Consider the following 18,608-nt stretch of genomic DNA (forward strand, 5'->3'; position numbering starts at 1 on the left):
TCAGTTGGACGCGGTGCGCGCGGTGCGGTCGGTGTTGAACGGCTGCGTGGTCACCGCGTGCGGGGTGCACAGCTCACCGCAGTTCATCGAGGCCAGGGCCTCGGAGGCGGTGTTCGGCTGGCCCGTCTTCGGGTTGGTCTCGGTGCGCAGCTTGAGGTACTGGTCGTACTTGTCCGGGGACAGCGCCCGGACCTCGAAGTTCATCACCGAGTGGTAGGTGCCGCACAGCTCCGCGCACCGGCCGACGAAGGAGCCTTCGCGGTCGATCGAGTTCTGGAACGAGCTGTCCTGGTTGTTCTTCTCCGGGTCCGGCATCACGTCGCGCTTGAAGTGGAACTCCGGGACCCAGAACGAGTGGATGACGTCGGTGGACCGCAGCCGGTACTCGATCGTCTTGTTCGTCGGCAGGACCAGCAGCGGGATCTCGCCGGAGGAGCCGACGGTGCTCACCTGGGTGCCGTCCGCGCGCTTGGCGTTCGCGTCGTCGTACTTGAACTCCCAGTTCCACTGGAAGGCCACCACGTCGACCGTGACGTCCGGGTTCGGCTTCTTGGCCAGCACGTCGTTCTCGGCCGTCGCGGTGAAGAAGAACAGCACGCAGACCATGATCGTCGGCACGACGACCGTGAAGAGCTCGAGCGGGATGTTGTACTGGAACTGCCGCGGGAGGTCGTCCGGACCCTCGACCGCGGCGTTCTTCTTCTTGCGGTGGAACGTCGCGGTCCAGAAGATCAGCGCCCACACGATGACCCCGACGACCAGGGCGGCGACCACCGTCCAGGTCCAGAGGTTCCGCATCTCGTCGGCCTGCGGGGTGACCCCGACCGGCCAGCCGAAGCGGAGGATCTCGTCCCCGGAGCAGCCCGTCGCGGTCAGCGCGACCAGCACCACCAGCGCGGCGACGCGACCGGCCCGCTTACCCACCGGGGTGCGCTCTGGTTTTCCCACTGCGCTGCGCCCTTTCACCCAGAGCGGCTCGGTCAACCCGAGCCTCCTCGACCGATCTTCGTGACAGGCGGAGCCTAGCCGAGCTGGCCCTTCCCGCCGACCAAGGGGTGACCCCAACGCGCGGGGGTCACCCGGCGGGGCCGGGCCGCCGTCGTTCGCGGCATACTGGGCCCTTCCCCGGACCGGCCCGACCCAGAGGTGTGTGAGTACACGTGTGCGGCCTGCTTGGACTGATCTGCGCGACCGAGACCGGCGCGGCGAACGCGCGTGAGGCCGTCGGCGCGGCGATGCGCTGCCAGCGCCACCGCGGCCCCGACGAGCAGGACACCTGGGCCGACGCCGAGGTCGTCTACGGGTTCAACCGGCTCGCCTTCATCGACGTCGAGCACTCCCACCAGCCGTTGCACTGGGGCCCGCCGGAGGCGCCCGGCCGGTACACGCTGAACTTCAACGGCGAGGTCTACAACTACCGCGAGCTGCGCGACGAGCTGGCGGCGGAGTTCGGCGCGAAGTTCGAGACCGAGGGCGACGGCGAAGCCGTGGTCGCGGCGTACCACTACCTCGGCGCCGACGCGGTGAAGAAGCTGCGCGGGATGTTCGCCTTCATGATCTGGGACGCCCAGGAGAAGGTGGTCTTCGGCGCCCGCGACCCGTTCGGCATCAAGCCGCTGTACTACAGCGCGGGCCCGGACGCGGTGGCGTTCTCCAGCGAGAAGAAGAGCCTCCTGGACCTGTCGGACACCCTCGGCGTGCCGCAGGAGCTGGACCGCACAGCGTTGCAGCACTACCTGGTCCTGCAGTACGTGCCGGAGCCGGAATCGCTGCACGCCGGCGTGCGCCGGGTCGAGTCCGGCACCTCGTTCCGCGTGGTCCCGGGCGGGCCGGTCGAGTTCACCCGGTACTTCCACCCGCAGTTCGCCACCAGGCCGGTCAACGGCGCCGGCGAGGCCGACGAGCTGTACCAGCGCATCGCCGATGTGATGCGCGACTCGGTGGGCAAGCACATGATCTCCGACCCGGACGTGACGGTCGGCGCCTTCCTCTCCGGCGGCATCGACTCCACCGCCACCGCGACGCTGGCCAAGGAGCACAACCCGAACCTGATCGCGTTCACCACCGGGTTCGAGCGCGAGGGTTACTCCGAAGTGGACGTGGCCGCGGAGTCGGCCGCCGCGATCGGCGTGCAGCACGTGGTCCGCACCGTCTCGGCCGAGGAGATGATGGAGGCCCTGCCGCTGATCGTCTGGTACCTCGACGACCCGGTGGCCGACCCGGCGCTGGTGCCGCTGTGGTTCATCGCCCGCGAGGCGCGCAAGCACGTGAAGGCGGTGCTCTCCGGCGAGGGCGCGGACGAGCTGTTCGGCGGCTACACGGTCTACAACGAGCCGATCTCGCTGGCGCCGTTCGAGAAGGTGCCCGGTGGGGTGCGCAAGCTCCTCGGCAAGGTCTCGACGAAGATCCCCGAGGGCACCCGGGGCAAGGACCTGCTGCGCCGCGGCGCGCTGTCGCTGGAAGACCGCTACTACGGCAACGCCCGCAACTTCCGCGACGAACAGCTGCGCGCGGTGCTGCGGACCTACGCCGAGGGCGTGGGCTTCAAGGACGTCACCGCCCCCTGGTACGACGTCTCCCGCGGCTGGGACCCGGTGGCCCGGATGCAGCACGTCGACCTCTACACCTGGCTGCGCGGCGACATCCTGGTCAAGGCGGACAAGGTCACCATGGCCAACTCGCTGGAGCTGCGCGTGCCGTTCCTCGACGCCGAGGTGTTCAAGGTCGCCGCCTCGATCCCGCTGGACCAGAAGCTGGCCCACGGCACCACGAAGTACGCGCTGCGCCAGGCGCTGGCCAAGATCATCCCGCCGCACGTGCTCAACCGCCGCAAGCTCGGCTTCCCGGTGCCGATCCGGCTGTGGCTGCGCACCGAGATGTACGACTGGGCCCGCGGCATCATCAACGATTCGAAGACCGACGAGCTGCTGGACAAGTCCGCCGTGCTGCGGCTGCTGGAGGAGCACAAGGCCGGGCAGCTCGACCGCAGCCGGCAGATCTGGGCCCTGCTGGTGTTCATGCTGTGGCACGGGATCTTCGTGGAGCACCGGATCAAGCCGGAGATCCCGGAGCCGGTCTACCCGGTCAAGCTCTGACCCGGTCCGCCGACCGCCGCACCCCCGCCGTGACCTGCGGCGGGGGCGCGGTGGTTCCAGCCCGGGTCAGACCGGCAGCAGCGGTGCGATCTCCGCGGCCGCGGCCGGGCCGAACGCGTCGCTGAGCCGGGCCAGCGCGTCGGCGCGGTCGAGGGTCCACTCCTGGGTGCCGACGGTCTCCAGCACGAGCACCGCGATCATCGAGCCGAGCTGGGCGGCCCGCTCCAGGCCGAGTCCGCCGTCGAGGGCGGCGAGGAAGCCCGCGCGGAAGCCGTCGCCGACGCCGGTCGGGTCGGCCTTGCGGCGCTCCGGCACGGCGCCGATCTGCAGGGCCACGCCGTTCCTGCCGATGATCTCCACGCCCTTCTCGCCCAGCGTGGTGACGCGCAGTCCGACGCGGTCGAGCACGTCGGCCTCGGTCCAGCCCGACTTCTGCAGCAGCAGCTCCCACTCGTAGTCGTTGCTGAACAGGTATTCCGCGCCCTGGACGAACGAGCGCACCTGCGCGCCGTCCATGCGGGCCAGCTGCTGCGAAGGGTCGACGGCGAAGGTGTAGCCGCGCTGGCGGCACTCCTCGGCGTGGCGGACCATGCCGTCCGGGTCGTCCGGGCTGATCAGCACCAGGCTCAGCGCGCCCGCGCGGTCGGCGATGGGCTTGAGCTCGATGTTGCGCGACTCCGCCATCGCGCCCGCGTAGAACGTGGCGATCTGGCACAGGTCGGTGTCGGTGGTGCAGACGAACCGCGCGGTGTGGGCGACCTCGGAGACCAGCACCCCCGTGGTGTCGACGCCGTGGCGCTCCAGCCAGGAGGCGTAGTCCGTCCAGTCCGCGCCCACGGCGCCGACCAGCACCGGGCGCACGCCCAGCACCCCGAGCCCGAACGCGATGTTCGCGCCGATCCCGCCGCGCCGGACCACCAGGTCGTCGGCCAGGAAGCTCAGCGAGACCCGGTGCAGCTGCTCCGCGACGAGCTGCTCCGCGAACCTGCCGGGGAAGTGCATCAGATGGTCGGTTGCGATGCTGCCGGACACCGCGATCCTGGCCTGGTCTGCCACCGGTTCTCCTCATAGCTGTCAGGGCTGTAGGTGCTGGAGCTCACGCGGAGTCACCCGTGGGTCATGCCCCTTACGGGTAGTTCCCGCGCCTCGATCGACACTACCGGCTGGTACCGCTTTCCCCCTCGAATCCTGGTTCATAACGTCGGCCCGGTGAACCTCACCACCGAACCGGAAACCCTCGGCGAGCTGATCGCCGACTGCGCCCACATCCCGTCCGCGCTCCAGCCCCGCACCGGGCGCCGCCCGTGGCCGCGGGCCGACGCCGAGCCGTGGACCGTCGACGACGTCTGCCAGGCGCAGGTCGCCGGGCTCGACGCCTACGTCTGAACGGGTCCGCAAGACAGCGAAGAGGGCCCCCGCCGTCGCCGGCCGGGGCCCTCTCCACGTTCTGCCGAGCCGGGGCTCAGTGGAAGCTGTCGCCGCAGGCGCAGGACCCGGTGGCGTTCGGGTTGTCGATGGTGAAGCCCTGCTTCTCGATGGTGTCGACGAAGTCGATCACCGCGTCCGTCACGTACGGCGCGCTCATCCGGTCGACCGCGACCTGGAGGCCGTCGAAGTCGCGGAAGAGGTCGCCGTCGAGCGTGCGCTCGTCGAAGAACAGCTGGTAGCGCAGGCCCGCGCAGCCTCCGGGCTGGACGGCGATGCGCAGGTGCATGTCGTCGCGGCCCTCCTGCTCGAGCAGGGCCTTCGCCTTGGCTGCCGCGGTGTCGGTCAACGTGACGCCGTGGGTCTCCTCGGCGGTCTCGGCCTGCGTCGCGCCGGTCTGCTCAGCGGTCGTCATGGCACTCCCTCTTGGTCGAACTCTGGGTCGAACTCGGTGCGGGTACTACTCGTGCCTGATTTCCAACGCGAGCCGCGCCCGATCTGTTCCCCCGCATCGTCGCACATCAGGCGCACCTGCCGAACAACGCCGTGACGCCTGCAATACCCTGGTGAGGTGAGGTTCCTGCGCCGAAGCACCACAGACACCGCCGAGCCCGAGGCCACCGAGGCCATCGAGGTCGATGCCGCGACCGGTAAGGCGTCGTACACGCCGGGCAAGGGGCGGGCGACGCCGAAGCGCCGGGAGGCCGAGGCCAAGAAGCGGGGGCCGGTCGCGCCGCCGCCCACCAGCATGCGCGAGGCGATGAAGCGCAACAAGGAGCTGCGGAAGGCGAACCCGCAGCTCAAGGAGGAGCGCCGGGCGGCCGCGCGGGAGACCCGCGCCAAGATGATGTCCGGTGACGAGAAGTACCTGCCCGCCCGCGACCGCGGTCCGGTCAAGGCCTACGTGCGCGACCTGGTCGACTCCCGGCGCAACATCCTGGGCCTGTTCATGCCACTGGCCATCCTGGTCTTCGTGGCGCTGCTGATCCCGGCCCCCGCGGCGCAGCAGTACATCACCCTGGTCTGCATGGCGATGCTGCTGGTGATGGCGGTCGAAGGCGTGGTCAACGGCCGCCGCATCGGCCGGCTGGCCCGCGAGCGCTTCCCGAAGGAGGCGGCGGGCGTGCGCGGTCTCGGCTGGTACGCCTTCGTCCGGGCGAGCCAGATCCGCAAGCTGCGCGTGCCGAAGCCGCGGCTCAAGCCGGGTCAGCCCATCCCGGGCTGAGCTTTCGTTAGCGAGGCGAACAACTTCGCCTAGGCTGGGCCCATGGAGTTTCGACGACTTGGCCGCAGCGGCCTCACCATCAGTGAGATCTCCTACGGGAACTGGCTCACGCACGGTTCCCAGGTCGAGGAGGAGCAGGCTCAGGCCTGCATCAAGGCGGCACTCGAAGCGGGCATCACCACCTTCGACACCGCCGACGTCTACGCCAACACCGCCGCGGAGTCCGTGCTCGGCCGCGGGCTGAAGGGCCAGCGCCGGGAGAGCCTGGAGATCTTCACCAAGGTCTTCGGGCCCACCGGTCCGAAGGGCCCGAACGACAAGGGCCTCTCGCGCAAGCACATCGTGGAGTCGGCGAACGCGTCGCTCAAGCGGCTCGGCACCGACTACCTCGACCTCTACCAGGCGCACCGGTTCGACCGCACGGTGCCGCTGGAGGAGACGATGACCGCCTTCGCCGACCTGGTGCGCCAGGGCAAGGTGCTCTACCTCGGCGTCTCGGAGTGGACCGCGGAGCAGATCACCCGGGGCGCGGAGCTGGCCCGGGAGCTGAAGGTCCCGTTCATCTCGAACCAGCCGCAGTACTCGATGCTGTGGCGCGTGATCGAGTCCCAGGTGGTGCCGGCCTGCGAGCGCGAAGGGCTCGGCCAGATCGTCTGGTCGCCGATCGCGCAGGGCGTGCTCACCGGCAAGTACAAGCCCGGGCAGCCACTGCCCCGGGGCACGCGCGCGACCGACGAGAACGGCGGCGCGAACATGGTCAAGCACTTCCTCGACGACCGGACGCTGACCGCCGTCGCCAAGCTGGAGCCGCTGGCCGCCGAGGCCGGGCTGAGCATGGCGCAGCTGGCCGTGGCCTGGGTGCTGCAGAACCCGAACGTCGCCTCGGCGATCATCGGCGCCTCCCGGCCCGAGCAGGTGCGCGAGAACGTCCAGGCGGCCGGGGTGAAGCTGGAGCCGGAGCTGCGCACCGCGATCGACGAGGCGCTCGGCGACGTCGTCGAGCGCAACCCCGCGCTGACCCAGTGAGCGCTGGTCAGCGGCGCAACAGCCGCTCCGCCACCACGAGGTCGTGCGGGTAGGTGATCTTCAGGTTCTCCGCGCCGCCGGGCACCCAGCGCACCGGCAGCGCGGAGAACCGCTCCATGCACGAGGCCGTGTCCGTGCCCAGGAAGCCCTCGGCCTCGGCCTGCTCGTAGGCCGCGAGCAGGGGCCGGGCGCGAAAGCCCTGCGGGGTCTGCACGCGGATCGCGCCGGGGACCCGGGCCGACACCGACGCATCGCCGGTCACCGCCACCACGTCGTCGGCGGCCAGCCCCGGCACCGCTCCCCCGTGCGCCCGGGTCTCGGCCAGCACGCCGGCGATCAGCTCGGGCGTGGCCAGCGGGCGGGCGGCATCGTGCAGCAGCACCGCGTCCACGCTGCCGTCCTCGATCCGCGGGGCGAGGTGGCGCAGGGCGTTCAGCTCGGACGCCTGGCGCGTCGGCCCCCCGGTCACGAGCTCGACCGGACCGGGGTGCGCGGCCAGCACCGGACCGGCCAGCCCGGCGTCCTGCGGCCGGATGACCAGCACCAGCACGCCGATCCCGGTCACCTCGGCGAACGCCGCCAGCGACCACGCCACCACCCGCCGTCCCGCGACCGGCAGGTAGACCTTGTTCAGCTCGGCGCCGACGCGGGTGCCGGCGCCACTGGCCAGCACCACCCCGGCCGCAGTCGTTTCGCGCACGTCGCGCGACCCTACTGGGCCGCGCGCCCCGGCCGTTCCCGGGCGGGGCGGTAGGTTGACGACCGGGAATCCCGGCGAGAGGAAGGCCTGGCGTGGAAGCGGACACCAGCATCGAGTTCGGCGAGATCGAACCGCCCAGCGACCAGGCCCGGTCGGCGGCGATCGAGCTGCACGGCAAGCTCGTCAAGCCGGCCGGCTCGCTCGGCCGCCTGGAGGAGCTGGGCGTGTGGATCGCGGCCTGCCAGGGCCAGGCCCCGCCACGGCCGTTCACCCGCCCGCGGGTGGTGGTGTTCGCCGGCGACCACGGGATCGCGGCCCGGGGCGTCTCGGCTTACCCCGCCGAGGTGACTTCCCAGCTGGTCGGCACCATGCTCACCGGCGGCGCGGCGATCAACGTGCTGGCGGCCGCGGCCGGCGCCAGCGTGCGGGTGGTCGACCTGGCCGTGGACACCGGGGAATCGGCCATGCGCTCGATCGGCGAGTTCAAGGTCCGCCGCGGCTCGGGCTCGATCGACGTCGAGGACGCCCTCACCGAGGACGAGGTCCGCGCCGCCGTGCGGGCCGGCATCGCGATCGCCGACAGCGAGGTGGACGGCGGCGCCGACCTGCTCATCGCGGGCGATCTGGGGATCGGCAACAGCACCCCGGCGGCCGTGCTGGTCGCCGCGCTGACCGGCAGCGAGCCGGTGGCCGTGGTCGGCCGGGGCTCCGGGATCGACGACAACGCGTGGATGCGCAAGGCCGCCGCGGTCCGCGACGCGCTGCGCCGCGCCCGTGCCGTCCTCGCCGACCCGATGGCCCTGCTGCGCACCTCCTCGGGCGCCGACCTCGCCGCGATGGCGGGCTTCCTGGCCCAGGCGGCGGTCCGCCGCACGCCCGTGGTGCTCGACGGACTCGTGGTCTGCGCCGCCGCGATGGTGGCCGAGGAGCTCGCGCCCGGTGCGCGCCGCTGGTGGATGTCCGGCCAGCTGACCGGCGAGCCCGCGCACGCGCTGGCCCTGGAGCACCTCGACCTCGGCGGCCTGCTCGACCTCGACGTCCGTCTCGGCGAAGGGACCGGCGCCGTCACCGCGCTGCCGCTGCTGATGATGGCCGCCCGGGTGCTGGCCGAGATGACCACGCACGAGCAGTCCGGCGTCTCCGGGCCGCTCGTCCCGGTCGACGCTTCCTGAGGCACCTCCGGAAAAACGCGGCGAAAGGGCCGCTCGCGATCTCCTCGCGAGCGGCCCTTTCGCCGTAGGTTCCGGTTCGCCGCCGGTCAGCTCAGCGGCAGCATCCAGCCCTCGGGAGCCGGGCGGGTGCCCTCCTGGATGCCGACCAGCTCCTCGCGCAGCTCCATGGTCAGCTTGCCCGCCTCGCCCCCCGAGACGGAGAACTCGCCGCCCGCGTGCTTCACGTGCCCGACCGGTGTGATCACCGCCGCGGTACCGCAGGCGAAGACCTCGGTCAGCTCACCCGAAGCGGCCGACTTCTCCCACTCCTCGGTGGAGATGCGGCGCTCCTCGACGGGGTGGCCCAGGTTCTGCGCGAGCCGCAGCAGCGACTTGCGCGTGACCCCCGGCAGCAGCGAGCCGGTCAGCTCCGGCGTCACCACGCGCGCGTCGGCGCCCGAGCCGAAGACGAAGAACAGGTTCATCCCGCCCATCTCCTCGACCCAGCGGCGCTCGACCGCGTCGAGCCAGACCACCTGGTCACAGCCCTTCTCCACGGCCTGCGCCTGCGCCACGAACGACGCCGCGTAGTTGCCGGCGCACTTCGCGAACCCGGTGCCGCCGGGCGCCGCGCGCACGTACTCCGTGGACAGCCACACGCTCACCGGCTTCACGCCACCGGTGAAGTAAGAGCCGGCGGGCGAGGCGATCACCGCGTACACGTACTCCCCGGCCGGCCGGTTGACGCCCAGTCCGGTCTCGGTGGAGATCATGAACGGGCGCAGGTAGAGGGATTCGCCCGGCTGAGTGGGCACCCACCGCTCGTCCACCGCGATCAGCTCGCGCAGCGAGTCGAGGAAGATCTCCACCGGCAGCTTCGGCATCGCGAGCCGGGCGGCCGAATCCTGGAAGCGCTCGGCGTTGGCGTCGGGGCGGAACGCGGAGATGGTGCCGTCCGGCTGGCGGTAGGCCTTGAGCCCCTCGAAGATCGCCTGGCCGTAGTGCAGCACGGAGGTGGCCGGGTCGAGGGAGAAGGGCTCGTACGGCCCGACCTGGGCGTCGTGCCAGCCCTGCGCCTCGTTCCACTTCACCGTGACCATGTGGTCGGTGAAGTAAGTCCCGAACCCCGGCTTGGCCAGTACCTCGGCGACGCGTTCCGGGCTCGCGGGGTTCGAGTTCGGGACATGGGAGAACTGCGTCGCTGTCGTCATGGTTAGACGATAGCGCTCGTTCGGAAGCACGTTAGTCGGAAGACCACCTATTTTCCCCGCTGCCCACCCCCGGCCCGCGCGGAGCGGCCCCGCACGCCGCGCCCGGCCCCACTAGGATGGTCCCGTGACCTCACACCCCGTACTGTCGGCCAAGCCCGGGTTCGGCCCCGACCTGAAGACCTTCGGCACCGCGGTCCTGCTGACCTTCGGCGCCGGTCTGCTCGGCCTGGTCGGCTGGGCCCTGCTGAGCAGCGGCTTCGGCTTCTTCCTGGGCCTGATCGCGGCCGGTTTCGGCATCTACTGGTGGCGCAGCCTGCACGGCAAGGTGTTCGCCCCGGACCTGCCCACCCGCTCGGTGGTCATCCTGCTGGTGGTCAACCTCGTGCTGGCCGGCATCCTGGTGCTCACCGCCTGACCGGCCGGTCGGCGTCCCCGAACCGGTGGCCTAGAGCAGCCCGTCCGGCAGCTTCGGCGCGGGCCAGTCCGGGTCCGGCCGGAAGTCCGTGTACGTGCCGTCGAACGGGAAGGCACCGCGCTCGGCCAGCGCGCCGAGCCGTTCGCCCTCCGCCCGGAGGCGGTCCAGGTGCGCGCCGGTGAGCCGGCCGGCGGCCACGGCCTCCACCGCCTCGTCCTCGTCCTCCCACCGCCAGCCGCGGTCCGGGGTGACCACCACGTCCAGCACCCCGTCGATCCGGTCCGGCCCGGCGGCGGTGCGGCCCACGGGCAGCTCGAGGTTGACGTACCACTGGAGGAAGACCCCGTCCGGGCCGAAGAACCACCACACCGAGGACCACTCGTCCTCGGTGATCATCCGCAGCGTGGACGTGCCGAGCCAGGTGTCGGGCACCGGTACCCGCGGGACGCGGAACCGCTGGCCCAGCGGGGCCTCGTGCATCCGGCGGCCGTCCGCGAGCCGGCTGCCGACGATCGGGGTGCCCCTCGGGAGCCAGCCGAACAGCACCCGGCCGTCGTCGGAGACCACGCGCAGCGGGTGGTGCTGGCCGATGCTGCCGTCGGGCCGCAGGAACCGTTCGACGACGGTCTGCCCGGGCTCCCAGCGGTGATCACTCATGCGTCTCACGGTAGCGGCGCCCGCGGGCGCGCAGCACCAGTTCGGCGACGGTGCCGAAACCGGCCAGCAGCAGTGCTGCGTACGGCGTCACGAACAGCGCCAGCACCGCGCCGGCGACCCCGGCGGACGCTCCGGGCAATCCGCCTCGCGGGGTGAGCAGCGCCCGGGCGCCGGTGAACGTGGACAGCGCGACCGGGACGGTCGCGAGCACCACGACCACGGTGAGCAACGGCTGCAGCTGCCCGGCGTCGGCGGCGTAGAGCAGGTCGCGCAGGGAGGTGGCGGACAGCCCGAGCCGCACCGGGCCGAGCTGCCGGAGCGCGACGAAGGCCACCAGCACCGCGACCACGCCGAGGGTGAGCGCGCGGCCCCGCTGGTGCTCCCCCGGCTCCGGCCGCAGGAAGGGCAGCACGACCAGCGCCGCCACCACGATCCCGGCGACGTCCGGCGCGCCGATCCCCCCGGCGGACGGCACCGGCGCGATCACCGAGCACAGCACCACGAGCAGCACCGCGGCCACCAGCAACGCCCCGGTCAGCCGGCGCCGCAGCGCGGCCGGCAGCCGGAGCCCGGCCAGGTCGGCGGCCGCGACCACCAGGACCAGCCCGGCCGCGGCGGGCGCCGGGGCGCCGGGCACCACGTAGCCGCCGAACACGATCCCGTAGACCACGACCAGCGCGAGCCGGGCGAACCCGCCCGCCCACCGCTCGATCGGGCAGTCGCCGAGCGCGGGCATCCGGGCGGCGAGGACCGCCACCGCCGCGGCGAGCACCACGCCCGCGAGCAGCCAGTAACCGGCCCCGGCGGCCCCCACCGCAAGGACCACGAACAGGCCGCCCCCGAGACGCACGACGATCCCCTTCCGACACCCGGCCACCCGTGTCATTAGCATGGCTCACGATCCGTCCGGGCGCGCCGCCCGGTGTCACCGTGACCGCGCGAGGAGCCAGAAGTGACCGTGCCGAAGCTAGCCCTCTCCGACAACACCGAGGCGGCGCTGGCCAAGACCCGCGCCGACGTGGTGGTCGTCGGCCTCCTGCAAGGCGAAGGGGGTCCGGCGCTGGCCGCCGGCGCCGCGGTGGCCGACGCCGCGTTCGACGGGAAGCTCACCGAGGTGCTCGCCACGCTCGGCGCCACCGGCAAGGCCGAAGAAGTGGTCAAGCTGGCCACCCTGGGCAAGCTGCCGGCGTCGGTGGTGCTGGCCGTGGGCCTCGGCCGGCCGGACGGCGGCGCCGTCACCGCCGAGCAGGTCCGCCGCGCCGCCGGTGCCGCCGGCCGCGCGCTGGCCGGGACCGAGCGCGCGTTCGTCACGCTCTCCGCGCTCGACCTGCAGGCCGCCGTCGAGGGCCTCGCGCTCGGCGCGTACACCTTCACCGAGTACCGCTCCGAGAAGGGCAGCGCCCCGCTGGCCAAGGCCGACTTCGTCAGCCCGGAGGACGGCGCCGCGCGCGAGCACAAGGCGACGCTGAAGGCCGCGACGGCCATCGCCGAGTCCGTGATCATCGCCCGCGACCTGATCAACACCCCGCCGAACGACCTGTTCCCGGCCTCCTTCGCCGACCGCGCGAGGAAGCTGGCCGAGGAGGGCGGGCTCGAGTTCGAGGTGCTCGACGAGAAGGCCCTCAAGCGCAAGGGCTTCGGCGGCATCCTCGGGGTCGGCGGCGGCTCCTCGCGTCCGCCGCGCCTGCTGCGCGTGGGCTACAAGCCGGCGAAGGCGGGCAAGAAGGTCGCGCTGGTCGGCAAGGGCATCACCTTCGACTCGGGCGGCATCTCGATCAAGCCCGCCGCGGGCATGGACGAGATGACCTCCGACATGTCCGGCGCCGCCGCCGTGCTCGCCGCCGTGGTGCTGGCCGCGAAGCTCAAGTACCCGATCGAGGTCACCGCGCACATCCCGCTGGCCGAGAACCTGCCCTCGGGCACCTCGTACCGCCCGGGCGACGTGCTGACCATGTACGGCGGCAAGACCGTCGAGGTGCTCAACACCGACGCCGAGGGCCGCCTGGTCCTGGCCGACGCGATCGTCCGCGCCGCCGAGGAGGACCCGGACTACCTGATCGAGACCTCGACGCTGACCGGCGCCCAGGTCGTCGCGCTCGGCCGCCGCACCGCCGGGGTGATGGGCTCGGACGAGTTCCGCGACCGCGTCGCGGGCATCATGCGGGCCACCGGTGAGGGCGGCTGGGCCATGCCGCTGCCCGAGGAGCTGCGCGGCGAGCTCGACTCCCGCCTGGCCGACCTGGCCAACGTCACCGGCGCCCGCTGGGGCGGCATGCTCGCGGCCGGCATCTTCCTGCGCGAGTTCGTGGCCGAGGGCCTGCCGTGGGCCCACATCGACGTCGCGGGCCCGGCCTACAACGGCAGCGGACCGTGGGGCTACACCGGCAAGGGCGGCACCGGCGTCCCGGTCCGCTCCATCGCCGCCGTCCTGGCCGACATCGCCGGCCGGGGCTGACCCGCTCCTCCCGCCGCACCGAGGCCCCCTGACCCGTGTGGGTCAGGGGGCCTCGGTGCGGGGTGTGGCACCCTGACGCGCATGGAGCGCGACGAGTACCTCGAAGCGGCGGTCCGCGACGTGCTCACCGGCGAAGACGCCACCGTCGACCGGCGGATCGGCCACGCCGCGCTGCTGCTGGCCACCGCGGGCGCGCCCGGACCGGCCGACCGGGTCGTCACGCACTGGCAGCGGCTGACCGAGCGGCCGGTGACCCGGCTGGCCGACGACGCCGTGCGCGCGCGGGCCTGGGCGATGCTGGCCGAGGCGCGCGGCGTCGGTCCACAATGGGCAGAAGCACTGTCCCTTTTGGACCTTGATGCCGAGGAGCGCGCCCACGAAGCGCTGCTGGCCCGCCGGGTGTCCGAGCTGGAAGGGGTCTTCGACGGTTCGCCCCTCGCGGGCGTGGCCGCCGGGCTCGCGCCGGGCCGCGCCGACCCCGCCCGCGTCGCGCTCGCCGAAGGCGATCTCGGACGGTGGGCCGAGCTGGTCGCCGGACAGGCGAACCCGGACGTCGCCACGCTGGGCGCGACCCGCCCGCTCGCACCGCGGCTCGTGGCCGGCGCCGACCCGCTCGGCCTCGGACCCGAGTGGCCCGGCCAGTGCGCCGGGGCGCTGGTCGCGGCGCTGAGCGAGCGGTACCCGTCCGAAGCCGGGAGCTGGCCCGAGCTGGTCGCCGCGATCCTGCGGCTGCGCGGCCGGCCGTCGCCCGGACCGGCGGCCGAGAGCGAGGTCGCGGCGGCCGAGGCCCGGCTGGGCGTCCGGTTTCCCGGTGACTACCGGGAGTTTCTGCGGACGGCCGACGGGCTGCCCGCCGACGTCGTCTTCCCCCGGCTGCTGCCCGCGCGCGAACTCCGCGCGGACGGGCCGGTGGTGATCGTCTCCGAGCCCGCGCTGGTGCTGCTCACCGCGACCGGTGGCCGGTGGCGCGCGGTCGAGGTCGACCCGGTGTTCGGCAGCACCGCGCACCCGAGCTTCCGCGCGTTGCTGGAGCAGCACCTACGGCTGCTGGAGGCGGCGGCCTGACCCGGGCTGATGCCGGGTGACCAACCTCACCCGGGCGCCTGGCCGCGTTTCTTTCGCTCGGTGTACTCACGCATGCGCTTCGGGTAACCGACCCGGGCCACCTCGTACACCGGGATGGACCGCCGGTGCCCGAACTGCTGGGCCGCTTCGAGCCCGCCGATGCGGCGCCGGGTCCATTCGCCGTCGTGCGCGACGAGCACCACCGTGGCCTCGGTGACGTTCGTCTTCGGCTCCACGTAGGCCTCCACCCCGCGCCGGGCTCCGGCCCATTCGTCCAGGTGCCGGGTGTCGTCGGGGCCGGCCTGGCGCACCGTGCCCGGCCGGCCGCGGCGGCCCCGGCGGCGCAGCGAGTCGAAGATCCCCACCCCGACCACCTCACTTCCTGCTCGTGTCCGCCACCCATTATTCCCGCACCCGGGTGTGGCCGGTGTCGCCGAGCGCGCCCTTGGCCCGGCTAGGTCGCAGGCCGGATCAGCGTAGTGACAAGATGGCGGTTGTCGCGCGCGCGTTTATACCGCGCCGGGCGGCGACCGAGCTCCACCCCTACCGCTTGCCGAGGAGTTATTGAAGTGACCGACACCTCCGCCGACCTTGTGATCCTGGGAGGCGGATCGGGCGGCTACGCCGCGGCCTTCCGCGCGGCCGAGCTGGGCCTTTCCGTCACGCTGATCGAGAAGGACAAGCTGGGCGGGACCTGCCTCCACCGGGGCTGCATCCCGACCAAGGCCCTGCTCCACGCCGCCGAGGTCGCCGACGAGACCCGCGAGGCCGGGTCCGTCGGCGTCAAGGCCGTCTTCGAAGGCATCGACATCGCCGGGGTCAACAAGTACAAGGACGGCATCGTCGCCCGGCTCTACAAGGGACTGCAGGGCCTGGCCAAGGCCCACAAGGTCACCCTGGTCGAGGGTTCCGGCACGTTCGTCGGCGGCACCACCGTCGAGGTCGGCGGCGACCGCCACACCGGCAAGAACGTCATCCTCGCGACCGGCTCCTACTCGCGCACGCTGCCCGGCCTCGAGCTCGGCGGCCGGATCATCGCCAGCGAGCAGGCCCTCTCGCTCGACTACGTGCCCAAGAAGGTCGTGGTGCTCGGCGGCGGCGTGATCGGCGTCGAGTTCGCCAGCGTGTGGGCCTCCTTCGGCGTCGACGTCACCGTGGTCGAGGCCCTGCCCCGGCTGGTGCCGAACGAGGACGAGTTCGCCTCCAAGCAGCTCGAGCGCGCGTTCCGCCGTCGCAAGATCACCTTCAAGACCGGCGTGCGGTTCACCGGGGCGAAGCAGGACGACGACGGCGTGAGCGTCTCGCTGGAGTCCGGCGAGACCATCGACGCGGACCTGCTGCTGGTCGCCGTCGGCCGCGGCCCGAACTCGGCCGGCCACGGCTACGAGGAGGCCGGTGTCGAGATCGAGCGCGGTTTCGTGCTCACCGACGACCGCCTGCGCACCAACCTGCCCCACGTCTACGCCGTCGGCGACATCGTGCCCGGCCTGCAGCTCGCCCACCGCGGCTTCCAGCAGGGCATCTTCGTCGCCGAGGAGATCGCCGGGCTGAGCCCGCGCGTGATCGACGAGAGCGGCATCCCGCGCGTCACCTACTCCCACCCCGAGGTCGCCTCCGTCGGTCTCACCGAATCGCAGGCCAAGGACAAGTACGGGGCGGAGGTCACCACGTTCACCTACGACCTCGGCGGCAACGGCAAGAGCCAGATCCTCAAGACCTCCGGTGGGGTCAAGCTGGTGAAGGCCCCCGACGGCCCCGTCGTCGGGGTGCACATGGTCGGCGACCGCGTCGGCGAGCTGATCGGCGAAGCGCAGCTGATCTACAGCTGGGAGGCGTTCCCGGAGGACGTCGCCCCGCTGATCCACGCGCACCCCACCCAGACCGAGGCCCTCGGTGAAGCGTTCCTCGCCCTAGCGGGCAAGCCGCTGCACGTGCACAGCTGACGTCTCACCGGCAGAATCCACCCCACGTTTACAGATCAAGGGAGTCAGCGAACGATGGCCTACTCCGTCACGTTGCCGGAGCTCGGTGAGAGCGTCACCGAGGGCACCGTCACCCGGTGGTTGAAGCAGGAGGGCGACTCGGTCGAGGTCGACGAGCCGTTGCTGGAGATCTCCACGGACAAGGTCGACACCGAGGTCCCGTCGCCGGTCGCCGGCACGGTTGTGAAGATCAGCGCCCAGGAGGACGAGACCGTCGAGGTCGGCGCCGAGCTCGCCGTGATCGACGACGGCACCGGCGGGGTGCCCGAGTCCTCGTCGGATTCCGGCGAGGCCCCCGCGGAGGAGGAGCAGCCGGAGCCCGAGGCCGCCCCCGAGGAGGAGCCGGCCCGGGACGAGGCCCCGTCGCAGCCGGACACCGCGCCGGCCGCCGGGGGCGAGGGCACCGAGGTGAAGCTGCCCGAGCTGGGCGAGAGCGTCACCGAGGGCACCGTCACCCGCTGGCTCAAGCAGGTCGGCGACTCGGTCGAGGTCGACGAGCCGCTGCTGGAGATCTCCACGGACAAGGTCGACACCGAGGTCCCGTCCCCGGTCGCCGGCACCGTGCTGGAGATCCGCGCGGGCGAGGACGAGACCGTCGAGGTCGGCGGGGTGCTCGCGGTGATCGGTGACGCCGGTGCGGCGCCGAAGCCCGCGGCGGCCCCCGAGCCCAAGCCGGAACCGAAGCCGGAACCGAAGCCCGAGCCCAAGCCGGAACCCCGGCAGGCCAAGCCCGAGCCGAAGCCGGAGCCCAAGCCCGCCCAGCAGGCCAAGCCGGAGCCCAAGCCCGAGCCCGCCGCCTCGTCCACTTCGGACAACGGTTCGGCCGGAGGACCGTACGTGACCCCGCTGGTGCGCAAGCTCGCCTCGGAGCACGACATCGACCTCACCAGCCTGACCGGCAGCGGGGTCGGTGGCCGGATCCGCAAGCAGGACGTGCTCGCCGCCGCCGAAGCCAAGCAGAAGGCGGCCACCCCGGCGCCGGCCGCGGCCGCCCCGGCTGCGTCGGCCCCGTCGGCCGCATCGGCCCCGGCCAAGCCGCGCGCCGCCGCGGTCTCGCCGGACATCGCCGCCCTGCGCGGCACCGTCCAGAAGGCGAGCCGCATCCGGCAGATCACGGCGTCGAAGACCCGCGAGTCGCTGCAGGTCTCCGCGCAGCTCACGCAGGTGCACGAGGTCGACGTCACCAAGATCGCCAAGCTGCGCCAGCGCGCGAAGGCGGCGTTCAAGGAGCGCGAGGGCGTCAACCTCACCTTCCTGCCGTTCTTCGCCAAGGCGACGGTCGAGGCGCTCAAGCAGCACCCGAACGTCAACGCGTCCTACAACGAGGACACCAAGGAGATCACCTACCACGGGGCCGTGCACCTGGGCATCGCGGTGGACACCGACAAGGGCCTGCTCTCGGTGGTCATCCACGACGCCGGTGAGCTGAGCCTGGCCGGGATCGCGCACCGGATCACCGATCTGGCGGGCCGGGCGCGGGCCGGGCAGATCAAGCCGGACGAGCTGTCCGGCGGCACCTTCACCATCACGAACATCGGCAGCAACGGGGCCCTGTTCGACACGCCGATCATCGTGCAGCCGCAGTCCGGCATGCTCGGGACCGGCTCCGTGGTGAAGCGCCCGGTCGTGGTGGCCGACGCCGAGGGCAACGACACCATCGCCGTCCGCTCGATGGTGTTCCTGCCGCTGACCTACGACCACCGCCTGGTCGACGGCGCGGACGCCGGCCGCTTCCTGACCACGATCAAGCAGCGGCTGGAAGAGGGCAACTTCGAGGACGAGCTGGGTCTGTAAGGCTCCGTTCCCGCAGCGAAGGCCGCCGCACTCCCCCGGGGGTGCGGCGGCCTTCGCCGTTCCCCGGGTCTCACTATTACGGAATACCGTCGCTCCACGTTGACCCGAGGAAGCTTGGTGACCACTGCGGACACTCCCGGGGCGTCGTCGGCGAGCTGAGCTGGGCCGTCCGGCTGACCGCGCGAGTAGAGGTGCCGGCCGCACGGGCCAACCCGGTGCGGATCGCGCTCGCCCCAGGCGGCGCGCAGAGCGGCACCGCCCTACAGGAGACCGCCGCGCTGCGCTTGCCCGGACAGCTCGACCACCACCTCAAGGCACTCACCGGCGCAAGCCGGTGGAGCAGGACCGGCGCGGTGGCCGACGTGACCGGTCCGCGGCGGCCGGGCGTGCGGAACCCGGGCGGATAG

19 protein-coding genes are annotated in these 18,608 nt (G+C 72.3%); 11 read left to right on the top strand and 8 right to left on the bottom strand.

Features of this window, described 5'->3' with window-relative positions:
• On the bottom strand, positions 1-948 hold the full coding sequence (locus NYF13_RS26215; RefSeq protein ID WP_315660296.1) for a cytochrome c oxidase subunit II: 948 nt from the start codon (positions 946-948) through the stop codon (positions 1-3).
• Between the two features lie 212 nt (positions 949-1,160).
• Here NYF13_RS26215 and asnB point away from each other — a divergent pair, with 212 nt between their 5' ends.
• Complete coding sequence (gene asnB, locus NYF13_RS26220; RefSeq protein ID WP_315660297.1) at positions 1,161-3,095, top strand: asparagine synthase (glutamine-hydrolyzing); 1,935 nt, start codon at positions 1,161-1,163, stop codon at positions 3,093-3,095.
• Between the two features lie 66 nt (positions 3,096-3,161).
• Here asnB and NYF13_RS26225 read toward each other — a convergent pair whose 3' ends face one another.
• A complete protein-coding gene (locus tag NYF13_RS26225; protein ID WP_315660298.1) occupies positions 3,162-4,151 on the bottom strand; it encodes a carbohydrate kinase family protein in 990 nt (329 codons plus the stop codon).
• Between the two features lie 153 nt (positions 4,152-4,304).
• Between NYF13_RS26225 and NYF13_RS26230 the strand changes: the two genes are divergently transcribed.
• Positions 4,305-4,481 (top strand): hypothetical protein, encoded by a 177-nt coding sequence (locus NYF13_RS26230; protein WP_315660299.1) that lies wholly within the window; start codon positions 4,305-4,307, stop codon positions 4,479-4,481.
• Between the two features lie 76 nt (positions 4,482-4,557).
• On the opposite strand, the gene NYF13_RS26235 is transcribed toward NYF13_RS26230, so the two are convergent.
• Entirely contained in the window at positions 4,558-4,935 is a 378-nt protein-coding gene (locus NYF13_RS26235; RefSeq protein WP_315660300.1) for an iron-sulfur cluster assembly accessory protein, read from the bottom strand.
• 156 nt (positions 4,936-5,091) lie between these two features.
• Between NYF13_RS26235 and NYF13_RS26240 the strand changes: the two genes are divergently transcribed.
• Together NYF13_RS26240 and NYF13_RS26245 are read left to right on the top strand one after the other, a co-directional pair.
• Entirely contained in the window at positions 5,092-5,745 is a 654-nt protein-coding gene (locus tag NYF13_RS26240) for a DUF3043 domain-containing protein (protein ID WP_315660301.1), read from the top strand.
• A 42-nt stretch (positions 5,746-5,787) separates the two neighbouring features.
• Entirely contained in the window at positions 5,788-6,771 is a 984-nt protein-coding gene (locus tag NYF13_RS26245; protein WP_315660302.1) for an aldo/keto reductase family protein, read from the top strand.
• Positions 6,772-6,778: 7 nt separating this feature from the next.
• On the opposite strand, the gene NYF13_RS26250 is transcribed toward NYF13_RS26245, so the two are convergent.
• Positions 6,779-7,447, bottom strand: coding sequence for an IspD/TarI family cytidylyltransferase (locus NYF13_RS26250; protein WP_315660443.1), 669 nt, complete (start codon positions 7,445-7,447; stop codon positions 6,779-6,781).
• Positions 7,448-7,563: 116 nt separating this feature from the next.
• Between NYF13_RS26250 and cobT the strand changes: the two genes are divergently transcribed.
• Entirely contained in the window at positions 7,564-8,643 is a 1,080-nt protein-coding gene (gene cobT / locus NYF13_RS26255) for a nicotinate-nucleotide--dimethylbenzimidazole phosphoribosyltransferase (protein ID WP_315660303.1), read from the top strand.
• An 86-nt stretch (positions 8,644-8,729) separates the two neighbouring features.
• On the opposite strand, the gene NYF13_RS26260 is transcribed toward cobT, so the two are convergent.
• Complete coding sequence (locus NYF13_RS26260) at positions 8,730-9,833, bottom strand: branched-chain amino acid aminotransferase (protein ID WP_315660304.1); 1,104 nt, start codon at positions 9,831-9,833, stop codon at positions 8,730-8,732.
• A gap of 124 nt (positions 9,834-9,957) precedes the next feature.
• Between NYF13_RS26260 and NYF13_RS26265 the strand changes: the two genes are divergently transcribed.
• Entirely contained in the window at positions 9,958-10,248 is a 291-nt protein-coding gene (locus NYF13_RS26265) for a hypothetical protein (RefSeq protein ID WP_315660305.1), read from the top strand.
• A gap of 30 nt (positions 10,249-10,278) precedes the next feature.
• On the opposite strand, the gene NYF13_RS26270 is transcribed toward NYF13_RS26265, so the two are convergent.
• Entirely contained in the window at positions 10,279-10,905 is a 627-nt protein-coding gene (locus NYF13_RS26270; protein ID WP_315660306.1) for a DUF402 domain-containing protein, read from the bottom strand.
• Positions 10,898-11,755 carry a sulfatase gene (locus NYF13_RS26275; RefSeq protein ID WP_315660307.1) on the bottom strand — a complete coding sequence of 286 codons (858 nt, stop codon included), beginning with the start codon at positions 11,753-11,755 and terminating at the stop codon, positions 10,898-10,900. The genes NYF13_RS26270 and NYF13_RS26275 overlap by 8 nt, the downstream gene beginning before the upstream one ends.
• Before the next feature lie 102 nt (positions 11,756-11,857).
• On the opposite strand from NYF13_RS26275, the gene NYF13_RS26280 reads away from it, so the two are divergent.
• Together NYF13_RS26280 and NYF13_RS26285 are read left to right on the top strand one after the other, a co-directional pair.
• On the top strand, positions 11,858-13,360 hold the full coding sequence (locus tag NYF13_RS26280) for a leucyl aminopeptidase (RefSeq protein WP_315660308.1): 1,503 nt from the start codon (positions 11,858-11,860) through the stop codon (positions 13,358-13,360).
• Between the two features lie 81 nt (positions 13,361-13,441).
• A complete protein-coding gene (locus NYF13_RS26285) occupies positions 13,442-14,425 on the top strand; it encodes an SMI1/KNR4 family protein (RefSeq protein ID WP_315660309.1) in 984 nt (327 codons plus the stop codon).
• Positions 14,426-14,451: 26 nt separating this feature from the next.
• Here NYF13_RS26285 and NYF13_RS26290 read toward each other — a convergent pair whose 3' ends face one another.
• Positions 14,452-14,799 (bottom strand): oxidoreductase, encoded by a 348-nt coding sequence (locus NYF13_RS26290; protein WP_315660310.1) that lies wholly within the window; start codon positions 14,797-14,799, stop codon positions 14,452-14,454.
• Positions 14,800-14,994: 195 nt separating this feature from the next.
• Here NYF13_RS26290 and lpdA point away from each other — a divergent pair, with 195 nt between their 5' ends.
• From lpdA to NYF13_RS26305, 3 genes are all read left to right on the top strand, one after another.
• Complete coding sequence (gene lpdA / locus NYF13_RS26295) at positions 14,995-16,368, top strand: dihydrolipoyl dehydrogenase (protein WP_315660311.1); 1,374 nt, start codon at positions 14,995-14,997, stop codon at positions 16,366-16,368.
• A gap of 54 nt (positions 16,369-16,422) precedes the next feature.
• Positions 16,423-18,201 carry a 2-oxoglutarate dehydrogenase, E2 component, dihydrolipoamide succinyltransferase gene (gene sucB, locus NYF13_RS26300; protein ID WP_315660312.1) on the top strand — a complete coding sequence of 593 codons (1,779 nt, stop codon included), beginning with the start codon at positions 16,423-16,425 and terminating at the stop codon, positions 18,199-18,201.
• Between the two features lie 191 nt (positions 18,202-18,392).
• Positions 18,393-18,608 (top strand): hypothetical protein, encoded by a 216-nt coding sequence (locus NYF13_RS26305; protein WP_315660313.1) that lies wholly within the window; start codon positions 18,393-18,395, stop codon positions 18,606-18,608.

Origin of the sequence: Amycolatopsis sp. PS_44_ISF1 (assembly GCF_032335455.1) — a bacterium.
In the GTDB taxonomy this organism is placed as follows: domain Bacteria; phylum Actinomycetota; class Actinomycetes; order Mycobacteriales; family Pseudonocardiaceae; genus Amycolatopsis.

What these genes read in the sequence shown, in the direction of transcription:
- NYF13_RS26285 (WP_315660309.1), top strand. Translation starts at nt 13,442, where the DNA reads ATGGAGCGCGACGAGTACCTCGAAGCGGCGGTCCGCGACGTGCTCACC.
- NYF13_RS26245 (WP_315660302.1), top strand. Translation starts at nt 5,788, where the DNA reads ATGGAGTTTCGACGACTTGGCCGCAGCGGCCTCACCATCAGTGAGATC.
- NYF13_RS26260 (WP_315660304.1), bottom strand. Translation starts at nt 9,833, where the DNA reads ATGACGACAGCGACGCAGTTCTCCCATGTCCCGAACTCGAACCCCGCG.
- sucB (WP_315660312.1), top strand. Translation starts at nt 16,423, where the DNA reads ATGGCCTACTCCGTCACGTTGCCGGAGCTCGGTGAGAGCGTCACCGAG.
- NYF13_RS26235 (WP_315660300.1), bottom strand. Translation starts at nt 4,935, where the DNA reads ATGACGACCGCTGAGCAGACCGGCGCGACGCAGGCCGAGACCGCCGAG.
- NYF13_RS26270 (WP_315660306.1), bottom strand. Translation starts at nt 10,905, where the DNA reads ATGAGTGATCACCGCTGGGAGCCCGGGCAGACCGTCGTCGAACGGTTC.